19 protein-coding genes and 1 pseudogene are annotated in these 15,058 nt (G+C 64.6%); 7 read left to right on the top strand and 13 right to left on the bottom strand.

Annotated elements, in window-relative coordinates:
• Window positions 1-40 precede the first annotated feature (40 nt).
• Genes HSX14_RS22800 through arsC form a run of 3 tightly spaced genes read right to left on the bottom strand, consistent with a single transcriptional unit; the run spans window position 41 to window position 1,399 of the window.
• Window positions 41-451 carry a DUF2069 domain-containing protein gene (locus HSX14_RS22800; RefSeq protein WP_173171858.1) on the bottom strand — a complete coding sequence of 137 codons (411 nt, stop codon included), beginning with the start codon at window positions 449-451 and terminating at the stop codon, window positions 41-43.
• The gene (wrbA, locus tag HSX14_RS22795) at window positions 444-1,049 is read right to left on the bottom strand and encodes an NAD(P)H:quinone oxidoreductase (RefSeq protein ID WP_111261710.1); all 606 of its coding nucleotides are present in this window, start codon (window positions 1,047-1,049) and stop codon (window positions 444-446) included. Before wrbA ends, HSX14_RS22800 begins: the two co-directional genes overlap by 8 nt.
• On the bottom strand, window positions 1,046-1,399 hold the full coding sequence (gene arsC / locus HSX14_RS22790; RefSeq protein ID WP_173171860.1) for an arsenate reductase (glutaredoxin): 354 nt from the start codon (window positions 1,397-1,399) through the stop codon (window positions 1,046-1,048). Before arsC ends, wrbA begins: the two co-directional genes overlap by 4 nt.
• Before the next feature lie 116 nt (window positions 1,400-1,515).
• On the opposite strand from arsC, the gene HSX14_RS22785 reads away from it, so the two are divergent.
• Both HSX14_RS22785 and HSX14_RS31485 read left to right on the top strand, forming a co-directional pair.
• Window positions 1,516-2,736, top strand: a complete 1,221-nt coding sequence (locus tag HSX14_RS22785) for a YihY family inner membrane protein (RefSeq protein ID WP_173171862.1) — start codon at window positions 1,516-1,518, stop codon at window positions 2,734-2,736.
• 167 nt (window positions 2,737-2,903) lie between these two features.
• A complete protein-coding gene (locus HSX14_RS31485) occupies window positions 2,904-3,101 on the top strand; it encodes a hypothetical protein (protein WP_111261707.1) in 198 nt (65 codons plus the stop codon).
• Between the two features lie 61 nt (window positions 3,102-3,162).
• Here HSX14_RS31485 and HSX14_RS22775 read toward each other — a convergent pair whose 3' ends face one another.
• Window positions 3,163-3,555, bottom strand: a complete 393-nt coding sequence (locus HSX14_RS22775; protein WP_173171864.1) for a hypothetical protein — start codon at window positions 3,553-3,555, stop codon at window positions 3,163-3,165.
• 127 nt (window positions 3,556-3,682) lie between these two features.
• A complete protein-coding gene (locus HSX14_RS22770; RefSeq protein WP_173171866.1) occupies window positions 3,683-5,092 on the bottom strand; it encodes a PilZ domain-containing protein in 1,410 nt (469 codons plus the stop codon).
• Window positions 5,093-5,122: 30 nt separating this feature from the next.
• On the opposite strand from HSX14_RS22770, the gene HSX14_RS22765 reads away from it, so the two are divergent.
• Together HSX14_RS22765 and HSX14_RS22760 are read left to right on the top strand one after the other, a co-directional pair.
• A complete protein-coding gene (locus HSX14_RS22765; RefSeq protein WP_111263858.1) occupies window positions 5,123-5,602 on the top strand; it encodes a TlpA disulfide reductase family protein in 480 nt (159 codons plus the stop codon).
• Window positions 5,603-5,604: 2 nt separating this feature from the next.
• Complete coding sequence (locus tag HSX14_RS22760; RefSeq protein WP_173171868.1) at window positions 5,605-5,880, top strand: acylphosphatase; 276 nt, start codon at window positions 5,605-5,607, stop codon at window positions 5,878-5,880.
• Here the strand turns inward: HSX14_RS22760 and HSX14_RS22755 are convergent.
• From HSX14_RS22755 to HSX14_RS22745, 3 genes are read right to left on the bottom strand one after another with little or no spacing between them, the layout of a single operon-like run.
• Window positions 5,877-6,455, bottom strand: coding sequence for a lytic transglycosylase domain-containing protein (locus HSX14_RS22755; protein ID WP_173171870.1), 579 nt, complete (start codon window positions 6,453-6,455; stop codon window positions 5,877-5,879). The genes HSX14_RS22760 and HSX14_RS22755 overlap by 4 nt on opposite strands.
• 7 nt (window positions 6,456-6,462) lie before the next feature.
• Window positions 6,463-7,419 carry a hypothetical protein gene (locus tag HSX14_RS22750; protein WP_111263856.1) on the bottom strand — a complete coding sequence of 319 codons (957 nt, stop codon included), beginning with the start codon at window positions 7,417-7,419 and terminating at the stop codon, window positions 6,463-6,465.
• A 10-nt stretch (window positions 7,420-7,429) separates the two neighbouring features.
• Complete coding sequence (locus tag HSX14_RS22745) at window positions 7,430-9,145, bottom strand: proline--tRNA ligase (RefSeq protein WP_111263855.1); 1,716 nt, start codon at window positions 9,143-9,145, stop codon at window positions 7,430-7,432.
• Window positions 9,146-9,260: 115 nt separating this feature from the next.
• Here HSX14_RS22745 and HSX14_RS22740 point away from each other — a divergent pair, with 115 nt between their 5' ends.
• Window positions 9,261-9,668: a PaaI family thioesterase gene (locus tag HSX14_RS22740; protein WP_173172435.1), complete on the top strand. Its 408-nt coding sequence runs from the start codon at window positions 9,261-9,263 to the stop codon at window positions 9,666-9,668.
• A 112-nt stretch (window positions 9,669-9,780) separates the two neighbouring features.
• Here HSX14_RS22740 and HSX14_RS22735 read toward each other — a convergent pair whose 3' ends face one another.
• Entirely contained in the window at window positions 9,781-11,103 is a 1,323-nt protein-coding gene (locus HSX14_RS22735; RefSeq protein WP_173171872.1) for an OprD family porin, read from the bottom strand.
• A 796-nt stretch (window positions 11,104-11,899) separates the two neighbouring features.
• Between HSX14_RS22735 and HSX14_RS22730 the strand changes: the two genes are divergently transcribed.
• Together HSX14_RS22730 and HSX14_RS22725 are read left to right on the top strand one after the other, a co-directional pair.
• On the top strand, window positions 11,900-12,331 hold the full coding sequence (locus HSX14_RS22730) for an HIT family protein (protein WP_173171874.1): 432 nt from the start codon (window positions 11,900-11,902) through the stop codon (window positions 12,329-12,331).
• Complete coding sequence (locus tag HSX14_RS22725) at window positions 12,328-12,534, top strand: SlyX family protein (protein WP_173171876.1); 207 nt, start codon at window positions 12,328-12,330, stop codon at window positions 12,532-12,534. The genes HSX14_RS22730 and HSX14_RS22725 overlap by 4 nt, the downstream gene beginning before the upstream one ends.
• 48 nt (window positions 12,535-12,582) lie before the next feature.
• Here HSX14_RS22725 and HSX14_RS22720 read toward each other — a convergent pair whose 3' ends face one another.
• The 4 genes and pseudogenes from HSX14_RS22720 to HSX14_RS22710 form a co-directional block, all read right to left on the bottom strand.
• Window positions 12,583-12,807: a cold shock domain-containing protein gene (locus HSX14_RS22720; RefSeq protein ID WP_164488216.1), complete on the bottom strand. Its 225-nt coding sequence runs from the start codon at window positions 12,805-12,807 to the stop codon at window positions 12,583-12,585.
• Between the two features lie 102 nt (window positions 12,808-12,909).
• Window positions 12,910-13,185 (bottom strand): annotated as a pseudogene (locus HSX14_RS31480) (cold shock domain-containing protein membrane protein); the annotation flags it as partial.
• A gap of 160 nt (window positions 13,186-13,345) precedes the next feature.
• Complete coding sequence (locus HSX14_RS22715; RefSeq protein ID WP_173171878.1) at window positions 13,346-14,413, bottom strand: GGDEF domain-containing protein; 1,068 nt, start codon at window positions 14,411-14,413, stop codon at window positions 13,346-13,348.
• Between the two features lie 104 nt (window positions 14,414-14,517).
• Window positions 14,518-14,988 carry a Dps family protein gene (locus HSX14_RS22710; RefSeq protein ID WP_111263849.1) on the bottom strand — a complete coding sequence of 157 codons (471 nt, stop codon included), beginning with the start codon at window positions 14,986-14,988 and terminating at the stop codon, window positions 14,518-14,520.
• Between the last annotated feature and the right edge of the window lie 70 nt (window positions 14,989-15,058).

The following is a 15,058-nucleotide window of genomic DNA, read 5'->3' as shown; positions in this document are numbered from 1 at the left end:
ACCCCGGCGCGGCCCTGGCCGCGCCGCTTCGCGTCCCTGCTCAGTTTTCCCCGGCCAGCTTGCGGTTGTACTGGAAGCGCCAGCGCGTGTAGAGCAGCGCGGCGCAGAACAGCAGCAGGCTCAGCCCGCCCATCAGCCAGCCGAACAGCGCGCGGTTCGGGTCGGTGGCAGCCAGCACGCCCTGGATGAAGTACAGGTTGATCACGAAGCAGGCCCAGGCATGCGCGCGGGCGTTGCCGAGGACCATGCCCGGCGCCAGCAGCGCCAGTGGCAGCAGCTCGATGCTCAGTACCACCCAGGGGCGGGCGCCGTTGAGTTCGGCGTACACCAGGGTCCAGACCACCAGCAGCAAGGCCAGGCCGAAGAAGGCGATGAGGCTGAGGGCTCGGCTGATGGCCAGGCGCGGGGCGAGCCAGTCCAGTTCGGGGAGCACTTTGGGTTTCTTAGCCACGGGGCTTCTCCAGGCGGATCGCCGTCGTGGCCAGGCGTTGGCCCAGGGCGCGGCAAAGGGTGGTTTCGTGTTCGTCGAGGGCGCGCTTGCCGTCGGCACCGGCGTAGTGGCTGGGTCCGTAGGGGGTGCCGCCGCCGCTGGTGGATAGCAGGGCCGGTTCACTGTAGGGCAGGCCGGTGACCAGCATGCCGTGGTGCAGCAGCGGCAGGAGCATGGACAGCAGGGTGGTCTCCTGCCCGCCGTGCAGGCTGGCGGTGGAGGTGAAGACGCCGGCCGGCTTGCCGACCAGTTCGCCGCTGAGCCAGAGGCTGCTGGTGCCGTCGAGGAAATACTTCATCGGCGCGGCCATGTTGCCGAAGCGCGTCGGGCTGCCGAGCGCGAGGCCGGCGCAGTTCTTCAGGTCGTCGAGGCTGGCGTAGAGCGGGCCGTCGGCGGGGATGTCGCTGGCCACCGCCTCGCATTCGCTGGAGACGGCGGGCACGGTGCGCAGGCGCGCCTCCATGCCGCCCAGCTCCACGCCACGGGCGATCTGCCGGGCCATCTGTTCGGTGGCGCCATGGCGGCTGTAGTAGAGAACCAGGATGTAGGGCGTGCTCAAGGCAGGATCTCCAGGACCTTCTCCGGCGGGCGACCGATCACGGCCTTCTCGCCGACCACCAGGATGGGGCGCTCGATCAGCTTGGGATGGGCATGCATGGCGGCGATCAGCGCGGCGTCGTCGAGTTGGGTGTCATCCAGGCCGAGCGCCTTGTAGTCGTCCTCGCCGGTACGCAGCAACTGGCGGGCGCCGATGCCGAGGCGGCGCAGCAGGGTCTCGATCTCGCTGACGCTGGGCGGGGTTTCCAGGTAGCGCACGATATGCGGCGAGAGGCCTCGCGCCTCGAGCAGTTCCAGGGCGCCGCGGGATTTCGAGCAGCGGGGATTGTGATACAGCGTCATTTCGGTCATGGCGGGGGTCGCAAGGCCTTGTGGGAGGCGGCTATTCTAACCGCGTCCGGGCGCAGGCCTGAACCTTGCGTGTCGAGTCGGCCGGCGGACAGGGCACCCAGCATTAAGGAGATGGAATGCGCCAACGCATCAAAGACGTGGAAGAGTTCTGGCGCTTCCTGTTGCATCGCTTCATCAGCGACCACGGTTTCAACAGCGCTGCAGCGCTGACCTACACCAGCCTGTTCGCCGTAGTGCCGATCATGACGGTGACCTTCACCATGCTCTCGGCGATCCCGGCCTTCCAGGGCATGGGCGAGCAGATCCAGCGTTTCATCTTCCACAACTTCGTGCCATCGACCGGCGAGGCGGTGCAGGAATACCTGCAGGGCTTCACGCTGCAGGCGCGGCACCTGACCTGGGTGGGCGTGGCGCTGCTGGCGGTGACGGCCTTCACCATGCTGGTGACCATCGAGAAGGCCTTCAACACGATCTGGCGGGTGCGCCAGCCACGGCGCGGGGTGTCCAGCTTCCTCCTGTACTGGGCCATTCTCAGCCTGGGGCCGCTGCTGCTGGGGACGGGGTTCGCGGTGAGCACCTACATCACCTCGCTGTCGATGCTTTCCAGCCTCAACGAGATCGCCGGCACCCGCATCCTCCTCGGCTTCACGCCGCTGCTGTTCAACGTGGCGGCGTTCACGCTGCTCTACGCGGCGGTGCCCAATGCCCGTGTACCGCTGCGCCATGCATTGACCGGGGGCGCTTTCACCGCGCTGCTGTTCGAGTCGGCGAAGGCGCTGTTCGGTCTCTACGTGAGCTTCTTCCCGGGCTACCAGTTGATCTACGGTGCCTTCGCCACGGTGCCGCTGTTCCTGCTGTGGATCTACGTGTCCTGGCTCATCGTGCTGTTCGGCGCGGAGCTGGTATGCAACCTCACCAGCTCACGCCACTGGCGGCGCCAGGCGATGCCGCGCCTGCTGGTGCTGATGGGCGTGCTGCGGGTCATGCACGACCGCCAGCAGCGAGGCCTGCCCACGCGGCACCTGGATGCGCAACGTGCCGGCTGGCTGCTGCCAGAAGATGAGTGGCTGGAGCTGATGGAGCTGCTCGAAAGCCAGCACCTGGCGTGCCGCGTGGGAGGCGGCTCCTGGGTGCTGTCGCGTGACCTGAACCACTACAGCCTGCACCAGTTGCTCAGCCATTGCCCCTGGCCGTTGCCGCGCCCATCGCAACTGCCGGCGCATCTGGACGAGGCCTGGTACCCACCGTTGAAGGCCGCGCTGGAGGGGGTGCACCAGGAGCAACAGGCCTTGTTCGACGGGAGCCTGGCCGGCTGGCTGCGGCCTGCGCCCGAGTGACAAAAAAAGGCAGTTTGCGGCACATTGCCAGCGGCTCCCCAGCGACAGGGCCGCTGCCAGGGCCCGAAGGCGCTGCTGGCAGAATGTGGCACGTTTCTGGCAATCTCAGGCAGAGTCTGCTGTCACTCTGCTATCAGACAGGGATTAGCCAAGGAAGTATGTGTTCTATGAGCAAGGCCAAGGGCAAAGTCGTCCATCTTCACGAGCGTGATCCGCAGGAGGCGCTCGAGCGTCTGAACCGGATCACCGGCCTGCAGTTCTCGCAATGGCCCGAATCCCTGGTGCCGCCCACCCCCGTGCCCGAAGCCCGTCGGGACGAGGATCAGGAGCCGCCCACCCCAAGCAACGGCGCCGCACGCGCCTGAGCCGAACGCCAATGAAAAACCCCGCGACAGGCGCGGGGTTTTTCGTTGCAGCCTGGCGTTCTCAGGCGAGGGCTTGGCGGCTGTCGGCTCCGGCCTGCTCCACGGCCTGGACGAAGAGCTCCTCCACCAGCAGGCCCTGGACGGGCACCGCCGATCTCAGGCGGACCTGCATGTCTTCGATCTTGTGCTTGACCGTCATGCGAGCGATGCCCGAGAGCAGGATCTTGCCGTGGGCGTTGACCTTGCCGTGGTCCACCGAGACTTCGCGGCGGATCTCGCCGTCGCGGTAGTTGATCAGCAGCGAAACCGGCAGGTTGGCCAGGCCTGGCAGTTGCAGCCAGGCGGCGACGTTGAACTCGGCGACCCGCCCTTCATAGGGGGTGACGATCAGGCGAGCCGCCTCGACGATGCGGGAAGGCACGGGGCCGATCAGCTTGTCTTGGTTCTGGGACATTGGGCGATATTTCCAGGCTGATAGCGGTACGTTCGTACGGTTAGTGCGGGGAATTATAAGGAGGGCACGCGGACGAAACTGTGCGCTTGGCCGATGGGCGGCGTGACCGGTCTCGCACTTTCGCCGATCAGGCCATTTTCAGCGGATAGCGCGTGACCATCGAGGTGCTGAGGTTGGGCTCGGGTAGCGGCAGGATGGCCTGGTTGTGCACGCTGGCGAGTTGCAGCCAGAGGTGTTCGCCGCTGACGAACTGGTCCTTCGGCAGCCACAGGCCGTGGTGCCAGCCGTTGCCGGGGGCGGGGGTGCTCTGCAGTACGCCGGGGTGGGTCTGCGAATTGGGGGCGCGGCGCAGCCAGACCGGGCGCGGCAGGCCCTTGAGGTAGCGCAGGCCCAGGTGCAGGCCTTCCTGGTTGGTGTGTCGCCAGCGCACAAGGGCCAGCGTCGGGGTGCCGCTGTTGAGCAACAGGGTCAGTTGGCCTACCGGCAGTTGCGGGCCCTGGTCCGAGTGGCACAGCAGGCGGGCACCGCCGGCGCTGGCGTCGAGCATCTGGGCATCGAGGCTGACCGGACGTTGGGCCAGCAGCTGGGCATGGATGGCGGGCAGGCCTACCACCATGCTGCAGGAGCCTTCGTATTCGGTGCGGGGGTGGCGACGCTGCTGGCGTCCCAGCCAGTTCTGCCTCACGCGTTCCAGCAGGTCGTGCTCGGCGGCGCTGCGCAGGGGCGCGGGTTCGTGCAGGGCGATCAGCAGCGGGCCCAGTTCCATGCGGCGCAGGTAGGGGCCGCCGGTCAGCGCCTGCTGGCGATCGTAAGGCACGTAGGGCTGTGCGTCGGTGAGATCGATGGTCGGGCCCTCGCTCTCGTCTTCCTGGTCCCAGGGCAGCAGGTGGGCCAGCCCGGCAAGGGGCGCGAGGGCGCCGAACAGCAGGGTGCACTCGCCCTCGGTGAGGTGGAAGGGGTTGCTCAGGGCCAGCAGCAGCACCTGCTGGTAGAGGCCACGCAGGGTGCTGGCCGGAACCGGGCGGAAAGCGGCGGCGACCGGCTCGTCCAGGCAGCCCTGGTGCTCGCCGATCCAGTACAGCAAGTGGCTGTCGCGCCACAGCGCGCCGGGCGGCTCCTGGTAGTGCTGGTAGTGGCGCATCAGCGTCTGCGCGATGAAGTGCTGGGCCATGTACAGGCACCAGGCCAGGTGCGGCAGCGAGGGCTGGCGACCCTGGAGGATCTGCAGCAGCAGGCGCTTGAAGCCGGCGGCCAGTTCACTGCACAGGCGCAGGAACAGCATCGGCGGCAGGGCGCCGTGCTCATAGGCCGTGGCGTAGTGGCGGTATTCCTCGCTGAAGCTTTGCAGCGCGCGCTGTCTTTCGAGTAAGGTCACCGCACTTCGATTGAGCCGGAACAGCTGGCCGAGCACCTGCTGCAATGCGCCGTCCTGCGGCTGCTGGCGGGCGTCGGCGAGGAACTGGTTCAGGCCCGCCAGGATAGGGGTGTCCTCTTCGAGGATGTCCGGCACTTCCAGGCACAGGGCATCCAGCGTCATATCAACCCTGCATATACGAGGATCGATTGCATGGGATCACGACTCCAGGCTGTTTTCGGGGCGCTCATTCTCATGGGTGCCGGGCTGTTGCTGGGAGGCTGTTCGGACGATATCGGCCTCGACCAACATGGACAGAAGGTAGCGACTGCCGGCCTCGAAAACCAGTGGTTGGTGATTAATTACTGGGCGGAGTGGTGTGGCCCCTGCCGCACGGAGATCCCCGAGCTCAACGCGTTGGCCGGCCAGTCCGAGGGCAAGGGCGTACGCATACTGGGCGTGAACTTCGACGGCCTGCAAGGGGCCGAACTGGAGAAGGCCGCGAAGCAGATGGGCATCACCTTCACGGTACTCGCCCAGGACCCTGCGGAGCGCTACCAGTTGCCGCGCAGCGAGGCATTGCCGGTGACCTACATCATCGATCCCCAGGGCAAGGTGCGCGAGCGCCTGATGGGTGAGCAGACCGCCGCCGGGCTCAACGAGCGCCTGGTCGCTCTGAAGGAAGGGGAATGAGCATGGCGCGCATCTGTCTGCACGGCTATGTGAGCGGCAAGGTCCAGGGTGTCTCCTACCGCCAGTCGACCCAGGAACAGGCGGACCGCCTCGATCTGGATGGCTGGGTGCGCAACCTGGCGGACGGTCGCGTGGAGGTGCTGTTCGAGGGCGAGGAACCGGCGGTGCGCGAACTGGCAGCCTGGCTCGAGCAGGGCCCCGGCGGGGCGAAGGTCACGGCGGTCGAGCTGCAGGAGCAGCCCTTGCAAGGGATCGCCGGTTTCATCGTGCGCCGCTAGGGGCGTACGTACCAGATGTCCTGCCACAGCCCGACCACCTTGGCCGGGTACCAGCTTTCGCCGAGGCTGCCGTTGTAGCGCGCCAGTGCCCGGTTGATGTCCCCCCGTTCCTTCTTCAGGTAGTAGCTCAGGATGGTGCAGCCGTAGCGCAGGTTGGTGGCGTTGTCGGTGAGGTTGTCCTGGGGGCGGCCCAGCTCGGCCTTCCAGAAGGGCATCACCTGCATCATGCCCTGGGCGCCCACTGCGGAGATGGCGAAACGGTCGAAACGGCTTTCCGTATGGATCAGCGCCAGCACCAGGTCCGGCCTGAGGCCGGCCTTGCTCGCCTCGTGGTGCACCAGCCTGAGCAGTTCCAGGCGCTCGGCCGGGTCGGGCACGTAGCGCTTCAGGCGGGTGGACATGTCGAGAAGCCAGACTTCGGCGTCGAATCGATCGCCGAAGCTGTCCGCCTCGGCGACCGTGCGTTGCAGCAATTGCCGCAGTTCGGGCTCCGGCGCCTGGCGCAGGCTTCCGAAGGCGGGGGCCGCCAGCGCCAGCAGGCCGCTGAGGAGCAGCGTTGGCCAGGGCGCGGGCATGCTGGGGTCAGTCGCTTTCGCCGGGGTCGGCGGCCAGGCGCCCTGCGTCTTTCATCAAGGCCTTGAGGAATTCCTGCTGCAGCTCGGGGTCGTTGCGGGTCAGTTCGATCAGGCTCTGTTCCAGCTCGCTGGCTTCCTCTTCGAGGCCCAGCTCGGACAGGCGCTTGACCCGATGCACCCACTGCGGCACTTCATCGTCCTCCAGGTCCTCGAAGATCAGTGCGTGGGCTTCCTGCAGCTTGCCGCGCAGGGAGCGGCTGACCATCAGGCTGGATTCGGAGCGGGTGCCGTCGAGCGGGTCTTCCACGCTGAGCAGCAGCTTGCCGATGCGGCTGGTGTCCTGCTCGGCGAAGGGGCCATCGAGCAGGTTCAGGCGCAAGACGCCGTGGCGGTCGGTGAGCAGCTCGTTGCTCTGCTTGCCGGCGGTCACCAGCACCGGGCGCTCGGCCCAGGGCAGGCTGGAGTATTCGACGCGCTTGTCGCGCTGCTGCTCGTCGATATCGGCCAGGTTCTGTTCGGAGCGGCCATTGGACTCGACGTTCATGAAGGGATTGAGGCCGGCAAAACCGTAGCTGATCCAGTCCTTGGTCGCGGTATCGGGCAGGCTGCCCAAAAGCACCACGTTGAGCACGTTGGCACCGACACCGGCCACCACGGCCACGGCGCCCAGCGGGATCTCGTAGATCTCGCGCCAGGGCTGGTAGGGCGTGTAGCGGTCGTAGCGACGGGTGACCTCGAACTCGGTCACCTCGAAGGTCTTCTGTTCGTTCACACGCACGCGGCGTTGCGGCAGTTCCAGCACACGTGGCTCGCCGACATCGATCTGCAGCTCATGGCTCAGCAGCTTGCGCTCGACGCGCTCCTCGTGTTCGGCCCGTTGGGGCAGGTGGTTGGCGCAGCCGCTGAGGAAGAGGGCGCCGCCGAGGGCGGCGCCGGTGAGGCGGATGGAACTACGCTTGAACATTTCTTCTCGATCAGCGACGGACGCGTGCTGTGATGTAGGACAGAACCTCGTCGACGGCGACAGCCTGGCTATCGGTCTCGCGGCGGCTCTTGTATTCCAGGTTGCCTTCGGCCAGGCCGCGCTCACTCACCACGATGCGGTGGGGGATGCCGATCAGCTCCATGTCGGCGAATTTCACGCCGGGGCTGGTCTTCTTGTCGCGGTCGTCCAGCAGCACTTCGATGCCGGCGGCGGTGAGGTCGGCATAGAGCTTGTCGGTGGCCTCCTTGACCGCCGGCGTCTCGTACTTGAGCGGCACCAGGGCGACCTGGAAGGGCGCCAGGGCGTCCGGCCAGAGGATGCCGCGCTCGTCGTAGCTCTGCTCGATGGCGGCGGCCACGACGCGGGAAACGCCGATGCCGTAGCAGCCCATTATCAGGGTGACGGGCTTGCCGTTCTCGCCGAGCACGCTGAGCTTCATCGCCTCGCTGTACTTGGTGCCGAGTTGGAAGATATGGCCCACTTCGATGCCGCGCTTGATCACCAGGGTGCCTTTGCCATCCGGGCTGGGGTCACCGGCGACGACGTTGCGCAGGTCGGCGACTTCCGGCAGGGGCAGGTCGCGTTCCCAGTTGACGCCGAAGTAGTGCTTGTCGTCGATGTTGGCGCCGATGGCGAAGTCGCTCATCAGGGCTACGGAGCGGTCGACGATGCAGGGCATCGGCAGGTTCAACGGGCCGAGGGAGCCGGCACCGGCGCCGATGGCGGCACGCAGTTCTTCTTCGCTGGCGAACACCAGGGGGCTGGCGACCAGGGCCTGGTTGGAGGCCTTGATTTCGTTCAGCTCGTGGTCGCCACGGACGATCAGGGCGACCAGCGTGCCTTCCTCGGCGCCGTGGACGACCAGGGTCTTGATGGTTTTCTCGATGGGCAGGCCGAACTTCTCGACCAGGGCTGCGATGGTCTTGGTATCGGGGGTGTCGACCAGGCGCAGTTCCTCGGTGGCAGCGCCACGAGCGGTTTCACGCGGTACGGCTTCGGCCTTCTCGATGTTGGCGGCGTAGTCGGAGCTGTCGCTGAAGACGATGTCGTCCTCGCCCGATTCGGCGAGTACGTGGAATTCATGGGAGCCGCTGCCGCCGATCGAGCCGTTGTCGGCCTGCACGGGGCGGAAGTTCAGGCCCAGGCGGGTGAAGACCTTGCAATAGGCGCCGTACATGACGTCGTAGGTTTCCTGCAGGGATTCCTGGGTGCTGTGGAAGGAGTAGGCGTCCTTCATGATGAATTCGCGGCCGCGCATCAGGCCGAAGCGCGGACGGATTTCGTCGCGGAACTTGGTCTGTACCTGGTACAGGTTGATCGGCAGCTGCTTGTAGCTGTTCAGCTCGTTGCGCGCGAGGTCGGTGATGACTTCCTCGTGGGTCGGGCCGACGCAGAAGTCGCGGCCGTGACGGTCCTTCAGGCGCAGCAGCTCGGGACCGTACTGTTCCCAACGGCCGGATTCCTGCCAGAGCTCGGCGGGCTGGATGGCCGGCATCAGCACCTCGAGGGCGCCGGCGGCGTTCATTTCCTCACGTACGATCGCTTCGGCCTTGCGCAGCGCGCGCAGGCCCATCGGCAGCCAGGTGTAGAGACCGGAGGCCAGCTTGCGGATCATGCCCGCGCGCAGCAGCAACTGATGACTGATCACCACCGCGTCGGTGGGGGTTTCCTTCAGGGTGGAGAGCAGGTACTGACTGGTACGCATGTTTGGCCGTTTCGTCGGTTGCGATGGGTTTTATTGGCTCGGCATTGTACGGCGCTCGTTGGGGCGCGTACAGGTTGCGGCCCGGTAATCGAAAAGGGGAGGGGCGATGGGCGGTTTGAGTGCTGGGCAGGTGGAGGCATTGATCCGCACGGGGGTGCCGATGGCGGAGGATATCGACTTGCGTATCGAGCGCCTGGACGCGACGGGTGCACTGGCGCGGGTCCCGTTCCAGCCCAAATTGGTGCGCCCGGGCGGCACGCTTTCCGGCCCGACCCTCATGGCGCTGGCCGATGCGGCGATGTATGCGGTGGTGCTGGGGCGCCTCGGGCGGGTGGAGATGGCCGTGACCAGCAACCTCAACATCAACTTCCTGGCCCGGCCACAGCCGCTGGACCTGATGGCGGAGGCCCGGATACTCAGATTGAGCAGGAGGCAGGCGGTGTGCGAGGTGTCGCTATATTCGCAGGGAATGGAGGAAGAGTTGGTAGCCCATGTAACCGGGACTTATGCGTTGCCAATCTGACTGATTCGACAAGTTTTAATGATGCCCTTCAACTGCGCGCGTGTAGGCATATATAAAGAAAGAGCCCGGCATAAGCCGGGCTCTTTCCATCGAAGTAATAGCTGGGCCTGTATTACAGGATGCTCAGCGGGTACTCGATGATCACGCGGACTTCATCCAGATCGGAGTCAAAGCCAGTGGCGCGGTGGGTGGCTTGGCGCACACGGAACGACAGATCCTTGGCGGAGCCTTCTTGCACTACATACTTGGCTTCCAGATCGCGCTCCCAGTGTTTCTCGTCATCGCCACCGAAGTTGCCGGCATAGACGCCGTTCGGGTCCATTTTGGTGCCGTCGATGTCGTCACCGGTGATGTAGCGAGCCATGAAGCTCAGGCCTGGGACGCCGAACTCAGCCATGTTCAGGTCGTAGCGAGCTTGCCAGGAGCGTTCGTTCGGAGCGTTGAAGTCGGAGTACTGAACGGAGTTCGCCAGGAAGATCGAGTCGCCAGAGTTCGCACCGTCCATGGACAGGTAGTCGAAGGGCTCGTCGCCATTCACGCGCTGGTGCGCCAAGGTGAATTTGTGAGCACCAATGGAGTAAGCCGCAGCGAGCGACCAAGTGGTGTTATCGATATCACCGGCCAGGCTCTGACCTTTGTCAGTAGTACGGTAGATGTTGAAGTCGAAGCTCAGTGCCTGAGTATCGCTCAGCGGGATGTTGTAGTTCGCGTTGCCGTAGTACTGGCGCCATACATCTTCGAATTCGGAGCCGTACAGAGTAACGCTGAAGTTGTCGGACAACGCATACGAGCCGCCGAGGTAGTCAACATTTTTAGCGTCAACGATGCCGCCGAAGTCGTAGGAGAGAGTGATTCTTCCGTCGCGGTTGGTAGAGGCGCTACCGTCGCGAATGGAGGTGAAGTGGCCGGCTTCGAGATTCAGGCCTTCGATCTCGCTGCTCAGGACCTGGAAGCCTTCAGCCGAGCCGGGGAACAGACGGGCGGTGCCCACTGCGAACACGGGGTTGGCCGGCATCAGATTGCCGTACTTGAGCTCGGTGTTCGAAATACGGGCTTTTACAGCGCCGCCAGCGTAAGAGTAATCATCCTGAGAGCGACCGTCAGAGCCGGTAGGCATCAGGCCAGTACCATTGGTGCCGTTACCACTGTTGAGCTTGATGCCCAACATACCGTGAGCGTCCACGCCGAAACCTACGGTGCCTTGGGTATAACCGGACTGGTAGTCGGCCATGATGCCGTGGGCAGTCTCGTTACGGTAGTTTTGGCCACCGGGGTTGTTCAGGAAGTTGCGGTAGAAGGTGTAGTTCTTGTTCAGAACGGACAGCTTGCTGTCTTCCAGAAAGCCCTTGGACTCGTCCTGGGCGCTGGCGAATGCCAGTTGGGTGGTACCGGCGGTCACGGCCAGGGCCAGTGCGCTCCACTTCATCACTTGCATTGTGATTGCTCCTTTGGTTTTGAAGATTCTCGCCGCTTTCTTATATATGGAAGGCGGTTCTTTCTTTTTGTGTCGGCGCTAACTTATAGCACGACGTCTATGTTGGCGATAGTTCAACTCTATTCCTTACGAAATCTTCACGGCCATGTCGCAAATTTGGTGTGAGCATGTCGCATATTCGTAGTTTTCGCCTTGCAATCCCTTCGTTTCGTATTTTTATGCGGTCTGGCCAGGCACTTAGGGCAACTAAGCCTGCACTTCCGTCCTCCATTGGTTTTGCGCTTCCGATGGCTGTTCGACAGCCTTCTGGCAGCACTCCGAAGGCGGCGTGCCTGCTGCGACCTTGTTCGGTCTAAAGCAACAACCGTGCTCAAACTGGGGTTGTCGCCAGGAAAATTTATCGGCGTGAGACGGATGGCGTGTTCCTGAGCAGCATCCTCATCCGGCTCGCTCTGCCGTGGTGGCTGGCGAATGGCCGGTTGGGCGGCCTTTTTGTGCTTTCCGGGGGTTGCGGTGTCACGCCGTGTCGGTTAGGCCCGTGCTCCGGCGTGGTGCGAGTGTGAAGGTGGGTAACGGTCGGGATGTGGGTGGACGATTTTGGTGCGTCACGGTAACCAGTGCGCACTTTCGGAACGCATCGGCTCTGCCTCCATATAAAGGAAGGCGTTGCGATGATTCCGCTGCCCGGATTCCTTGGGTATCCTGCGCGCCGTTTTCCACCTCGTCGTTCAGCTTTGCCTGTCGCCGGGGCGGGACTAAGCTCGGGGCTCACCCCGGTAGAACAGGAGAGGTCGCTATGTTCGCCCTGGATCAGAGACTGCAGCAGGATTGCCTGCCGGTGGGGGATTTCCCCCTGTGCCGCCTGCTGCTGATGAATGACTCGCACTACCCCTGGTTCATCCTCGTGCCCCGCCGCGAGGAGGTCAGCGAGCTGTTCCAGCTCGACGCCGACGATCAGCTTCGCCTCTGGAACGAAACCACGCGCTTGGCGGAGGTGCTCAAGGACAGTTTCGGTGCCGACAAGATGAACGTCGCCACCCTCGGCAACGTCGTGAGCCAGTTGCACATGCATGTCATCGTGCGGCGTCGCGAGGATGCCGCCTGGCCGGCTCCGGTCTGGGGCCGCCATCCGGCACAGCCCTATTCGCCGGAGCAGGTCGCTGAGGTGATGGCGAGGCTGCGCCTGGTGCTGACCGGAGACTTTCGCTTCGCGGAGGTCGAGCCATGAGCCTGGAAGCACGTATCAACGAACTGGAGACCCGCCTGGCTTTTCAGGACGACACCATCCAGGCGCTCAACGACGTGCTGGTAGCGCAGCAGCGGGTGGTCGAGCGTTTGCAGCTCCAGCTTGCCGCGCTGGCCAAGCGCCAGGATGAACTGCTCGGTCAATTCGGCGGCGGTGAGGAAGAGGCACCGCCCCCTCATTATTGAAGGCATGAAAAAGCCCGCCATCTGGCGGGCTTTTCTTTACTGCCGGATTCAGCGACGGCCGGGTAGCGCGGCGATCACATCCTCGGCTTGCAGGCCCTTGTCGCGTTGCATGACGGAGAACTCCACGCGCTGGCCTTCGATCAGCACCCGGTGGCCTTCGCCGCGAATGGCACGGAAGTGCACGAAGATGTCATCGCCGGAGTCGCGGGAGATGAAGCCGAAGCCCTTGGACGTGTTGAACCACTTCACCGTGCCCGTCTCGCGGTTGGACATGTCCTGGGGCAGCGGTGCGGCCTGGGTTACCTTGCGCAGGTTGATCGCCAGGTGCAGCAGAACGGCGGCGATGACGGTCAGCAGGCTGAGCAGGATGGCGGGCTGGTCGCCGATGGTGGACAGCGGCGCCAGCAGGATGAGGGTCTGCAGCACGACGGCAAGGACCAGCAGGGCGGAGACGACGCCCTGCAGCTGGTTGTGCAGGCCCTTGGCCCAGGTAGGCACTACAGGTGCGAGTAGCAGGTTGAGCGCACCGAGCAGCGCCAGGTAGATGGCATCGGGTTGTTGCAGGTAGGGCAGGGCATCGGTTCGCAGGCTGGGAATGAAGGACAACAGCAGGGCGGCAGCGCCCGTCAGCAGATGGACGATCTTCAACATGTTCAATGGACTCACCTTGATAACGCTCACATCGGAAAGACCGTCCAGCAGCGTATCCAGATGAAGGGAGGGCTGGGCTGGGCGGTCGTTTCCGGGCCTCGGCAACTTGAGGCCGGGAGCACCGGGCCGTATTTAACAGCAAAGAGGAGGGCTACTCAAATCAAGCGGTTAGGGCCGCTTCCGGGGCTTGCGGATGGACCTGGTTGCGGCCATTGCGCTTGGCCTGGTAGAGCGCATCGTCCGCGCGGGTCAGCAGGCTTTCGAGGTTGTCGCCGGGCTCTGCCAGGGCCAGGCCGAAGCTCGCGGTGATGGTGTCGAGGATCTGGTCCGTGCGGCGTACCTTCACCCGCAGGGCCTGGAATTTCTGGCGCAGGGTTTCGGCGAACTGGTGGGCGGTGGCCAGGTCGTGGCAATCCCGCAGCACCACGCAGAACTCCTCGCCGCCGTAGCGTGCCGCCATGGCACGGGGTGGCAGGAGTTCGCGCAGCAACTGGCCGACATGCTGCAGCACGCGGTCCCCCAGCGGGTGACCGAAGTGGTCGTTGAACTGCTTGAAGTGGTCGATATCCAGCATCACCAGGGCCAGCCCTTCATGGGTGCTGGCCAGGGCCTGCTCCAGCAGGCGGGTGAAGGCGTGGCGGTTGAACACCTGGGTCAGGCTGTCCAGGGTCGCCGCCATCTGCGCTTTCTCCAGCTGGTTGCGCAGGTTCTGGATCTCCGACTGGGCGGCACGCAGGCGGTAGAGGAACTGCTCCTGCTGCTCCTGCATCAGTTGGGTGCTCTGCTGCAGTTCGCCGAGGACGCTGGGCAGGTCGTCGATGATCGGATCGTGCAGCGCGGCGAGGCCGAGGGTGAGGCTGTGCTGATAGGCGGTGCTGCCCACCACGCTGCGGCTCACGCCGGACTCGATGTCGTCGACCAGTTCGATGACCTGTTGCTGCCCGGCGCGGGCGGCGTCGAGTTCTCCGCGGATGATGTAGTCACGGAACAGCTTGATGGCCGAGTCGGGCGGGAAGCTGTCGAAGTCCTTGACGATCTTGTCCAGGCGCCGGTTGAGGTCCGGCTCCAGGCCTTTGCTGTAGGTGTACCAGAGTGCGTAGTGGACGGGATTCGGCGGAATGTCGTGGCGCACCATGAGGGGTACCGCCTGCTTCAGCAACTCGGCTGCCTCGCGGGTTTCTTCGGGGAATAGCTCGATGAGCAGGGGAGGTTTCGGCGGCTGACTCATTCGCGTCACTGTGTCGGGAGCGGATTGCCAGAGCATAGTTCAGGCAGGCTTTTGCGCATAGCGAAAGGCCCGGAGAACCGGGCCTTTGCACACGTCCGTCAGGGTCAGCTGGCGAGCAGGCTGCGCAGCATCCAGGCGGTCTTCTCATGGACCTGCATGCGCTGGGTCAGCAGGTCGGCGGTCGGCTCGTCGCTGACCTTGTCCAGCAGCGGGAAGATGCCGCGAGCGGTGCGCACGACGGCCTCCTGGCCCTGGACCAGTTGGCGGATCATGTCGTCCGAAGACGGTACGCCTTCCTCTTCCTTGATCGACGACAGGCGCGCGTAGGCGGCATAGGTGCCGGGTGCCGGGAAGCCCAGGGCGCGGATGCGCTCGGCGATGGAGTCCACGGCCAGCGCCAGCTCGGTGTACTGCCCTTCGAACATCAGGTGCAGGGTGTTGAACATCGGCCCGGTGACGTTCCAATGGAAGTTGTGGGTTTTGAGGTAGAGGGTGTAGGTGTCCGCCAGCAGGCGGGACAGGCCCTCGGCGATCGCGGCGCGATCCTGTTCGGCGATTCCGATATTGATTTCCATGCCTTTACTCCTCTCAGTGGCCGGGGCCTGGCTGGGGCCCGTGATGCGGCAGAGCCTAGCATAGAGCGCC

It is taken from the genome of Pseudomonas tohonis (assembly GCF_012767755.2).
Lineage (GTDB): Bacteria > Pseudomonadota > Gammaproteobacteria > Pseudomonadales > Pseudomonadaceae > Metapseudomonas > Metapseudomonas tohonis.
This window is presented reverse-complemented; position numbering and strand designations above follow the sequence as displayed.

Excerpts from the sequence above, each read along its gene's own strand:
- HSX14_RS22745 (WP_111263855.1), bottom strand. The coding sequence starts at position 9,145 with ATGCGTACCAGTCAGTACCTGCTCTCCACCCTGAAGGAAACCCCCACC.
- HSX14_RS22770 (WP_173171866.1), bottom strand. The coding sequence starts at position 5,092 with ATGACGCTGGATGCCCTGTGCCTGGAAGTGCCGGACATCCTCGAAGAG.
- HSX14_RS22735 (WP_173171872.1), bottom strand. The coding sequence starts at position 11,103 with ATGCAAGTGATGAAGTGGAGCGCACTGGCCCTGGCCGTGACCGCCGGT.
- HSX14_RS22720 (WP_164488216.1), bottom strand. The coding sequence starts at position 12,807 with ATGTCCAACCGCGAGACGGGCACGGTGAAGTGGTTCAACACGTCCAAG.
- HSX14_RS22775 (WP_173171864.1), bottom strand. The coding sequence starts at position 3,555 with ATGTCCCAGAACCAAGACAAGCTGATCGGCCCCGTGCCTTCCCGCATC.
- HSX14_RS22730 (WP_173171874.1), top strand. The coding sequence starts at position 11,900 with ATGTTCGCCCTGGATCAGAGACTGCAGCAGGATTGCCTGCCGGTGGGG.
- HSX14_RS22765 (WP_111263858.1), top strand. The coding sequence starts at position 5,123 with ATGGGATCACGACTCCAGGCTGTTTTCGGGGCGCTCATTCTCATGGGT.
- HSX14_RS22760 (WP_173171868.1), top strand. The coding sequence starts at position 5,605 with ATGGCGCGCATCTGTCTGCACGGCTATGTGAGCGGCAAGGTCCAGGGT.
- HSX14_RS22710 (WP_111263849.1), bottom strand. The coding sequence starts at position 14,988 with ATGGAAATCAATATCGGAATCGCCGAACAGGATCGCGCCGCGATCGCC.
- HSX14_RS22725 (WP_173171876.1), top strand. The coding sequence starts at position 12,328 with ATGAGCCTGGAAGCACGTATCAACGAACTGGAGACCCGCCTGGCTTTT.
- arsC (WP_173171860.1), bottom strand. The coding sequence starts at position 1,399 with ATGACCGAAATGACGCTGTATCACAATCCCCGCTGCTCGAAATCCCGC.
- HSX14_RS22750 (WP_111263856.1), bottom strand. The coding sequence starts at position 7,419 with ATGTTCAAGCGTAGTTCCATCCGCCTCACCGGCGCCGCCCTCGGCGGC.
- HSX14_RS22755 (WP_173171870.1), bottom strand. The coding sequence starts at position 6,455 with ATGCCCGCGCCCTGGCCAACGCTGCTCCTCAGCGGCCTGCTGGCGCTG.
- HSX14_RS22785 (WP_173171862.1), top strand. The coding sequence starts at position 1,516 with ATGCGCCAACGCATCAAAGACGTGGAAGAGTTCTGGCGCTTCCTGTTG.
- HSX14_RS22715 (WP_173171878.1), bottom strand. The coding sequence starts at position 14,413 with ATGAGTCAGCCGCCGAAACCTCCCCTGCTCATCGAGCTATTCCCCGAA.
- HSX14_RS31485 (WP_111261707.1), top strand. The coding sequence starts at position 2,904 with ATGAGCAAGGCCAAGGGCAAAGTCGTCCATCTTCACGAGCGTGATCCG.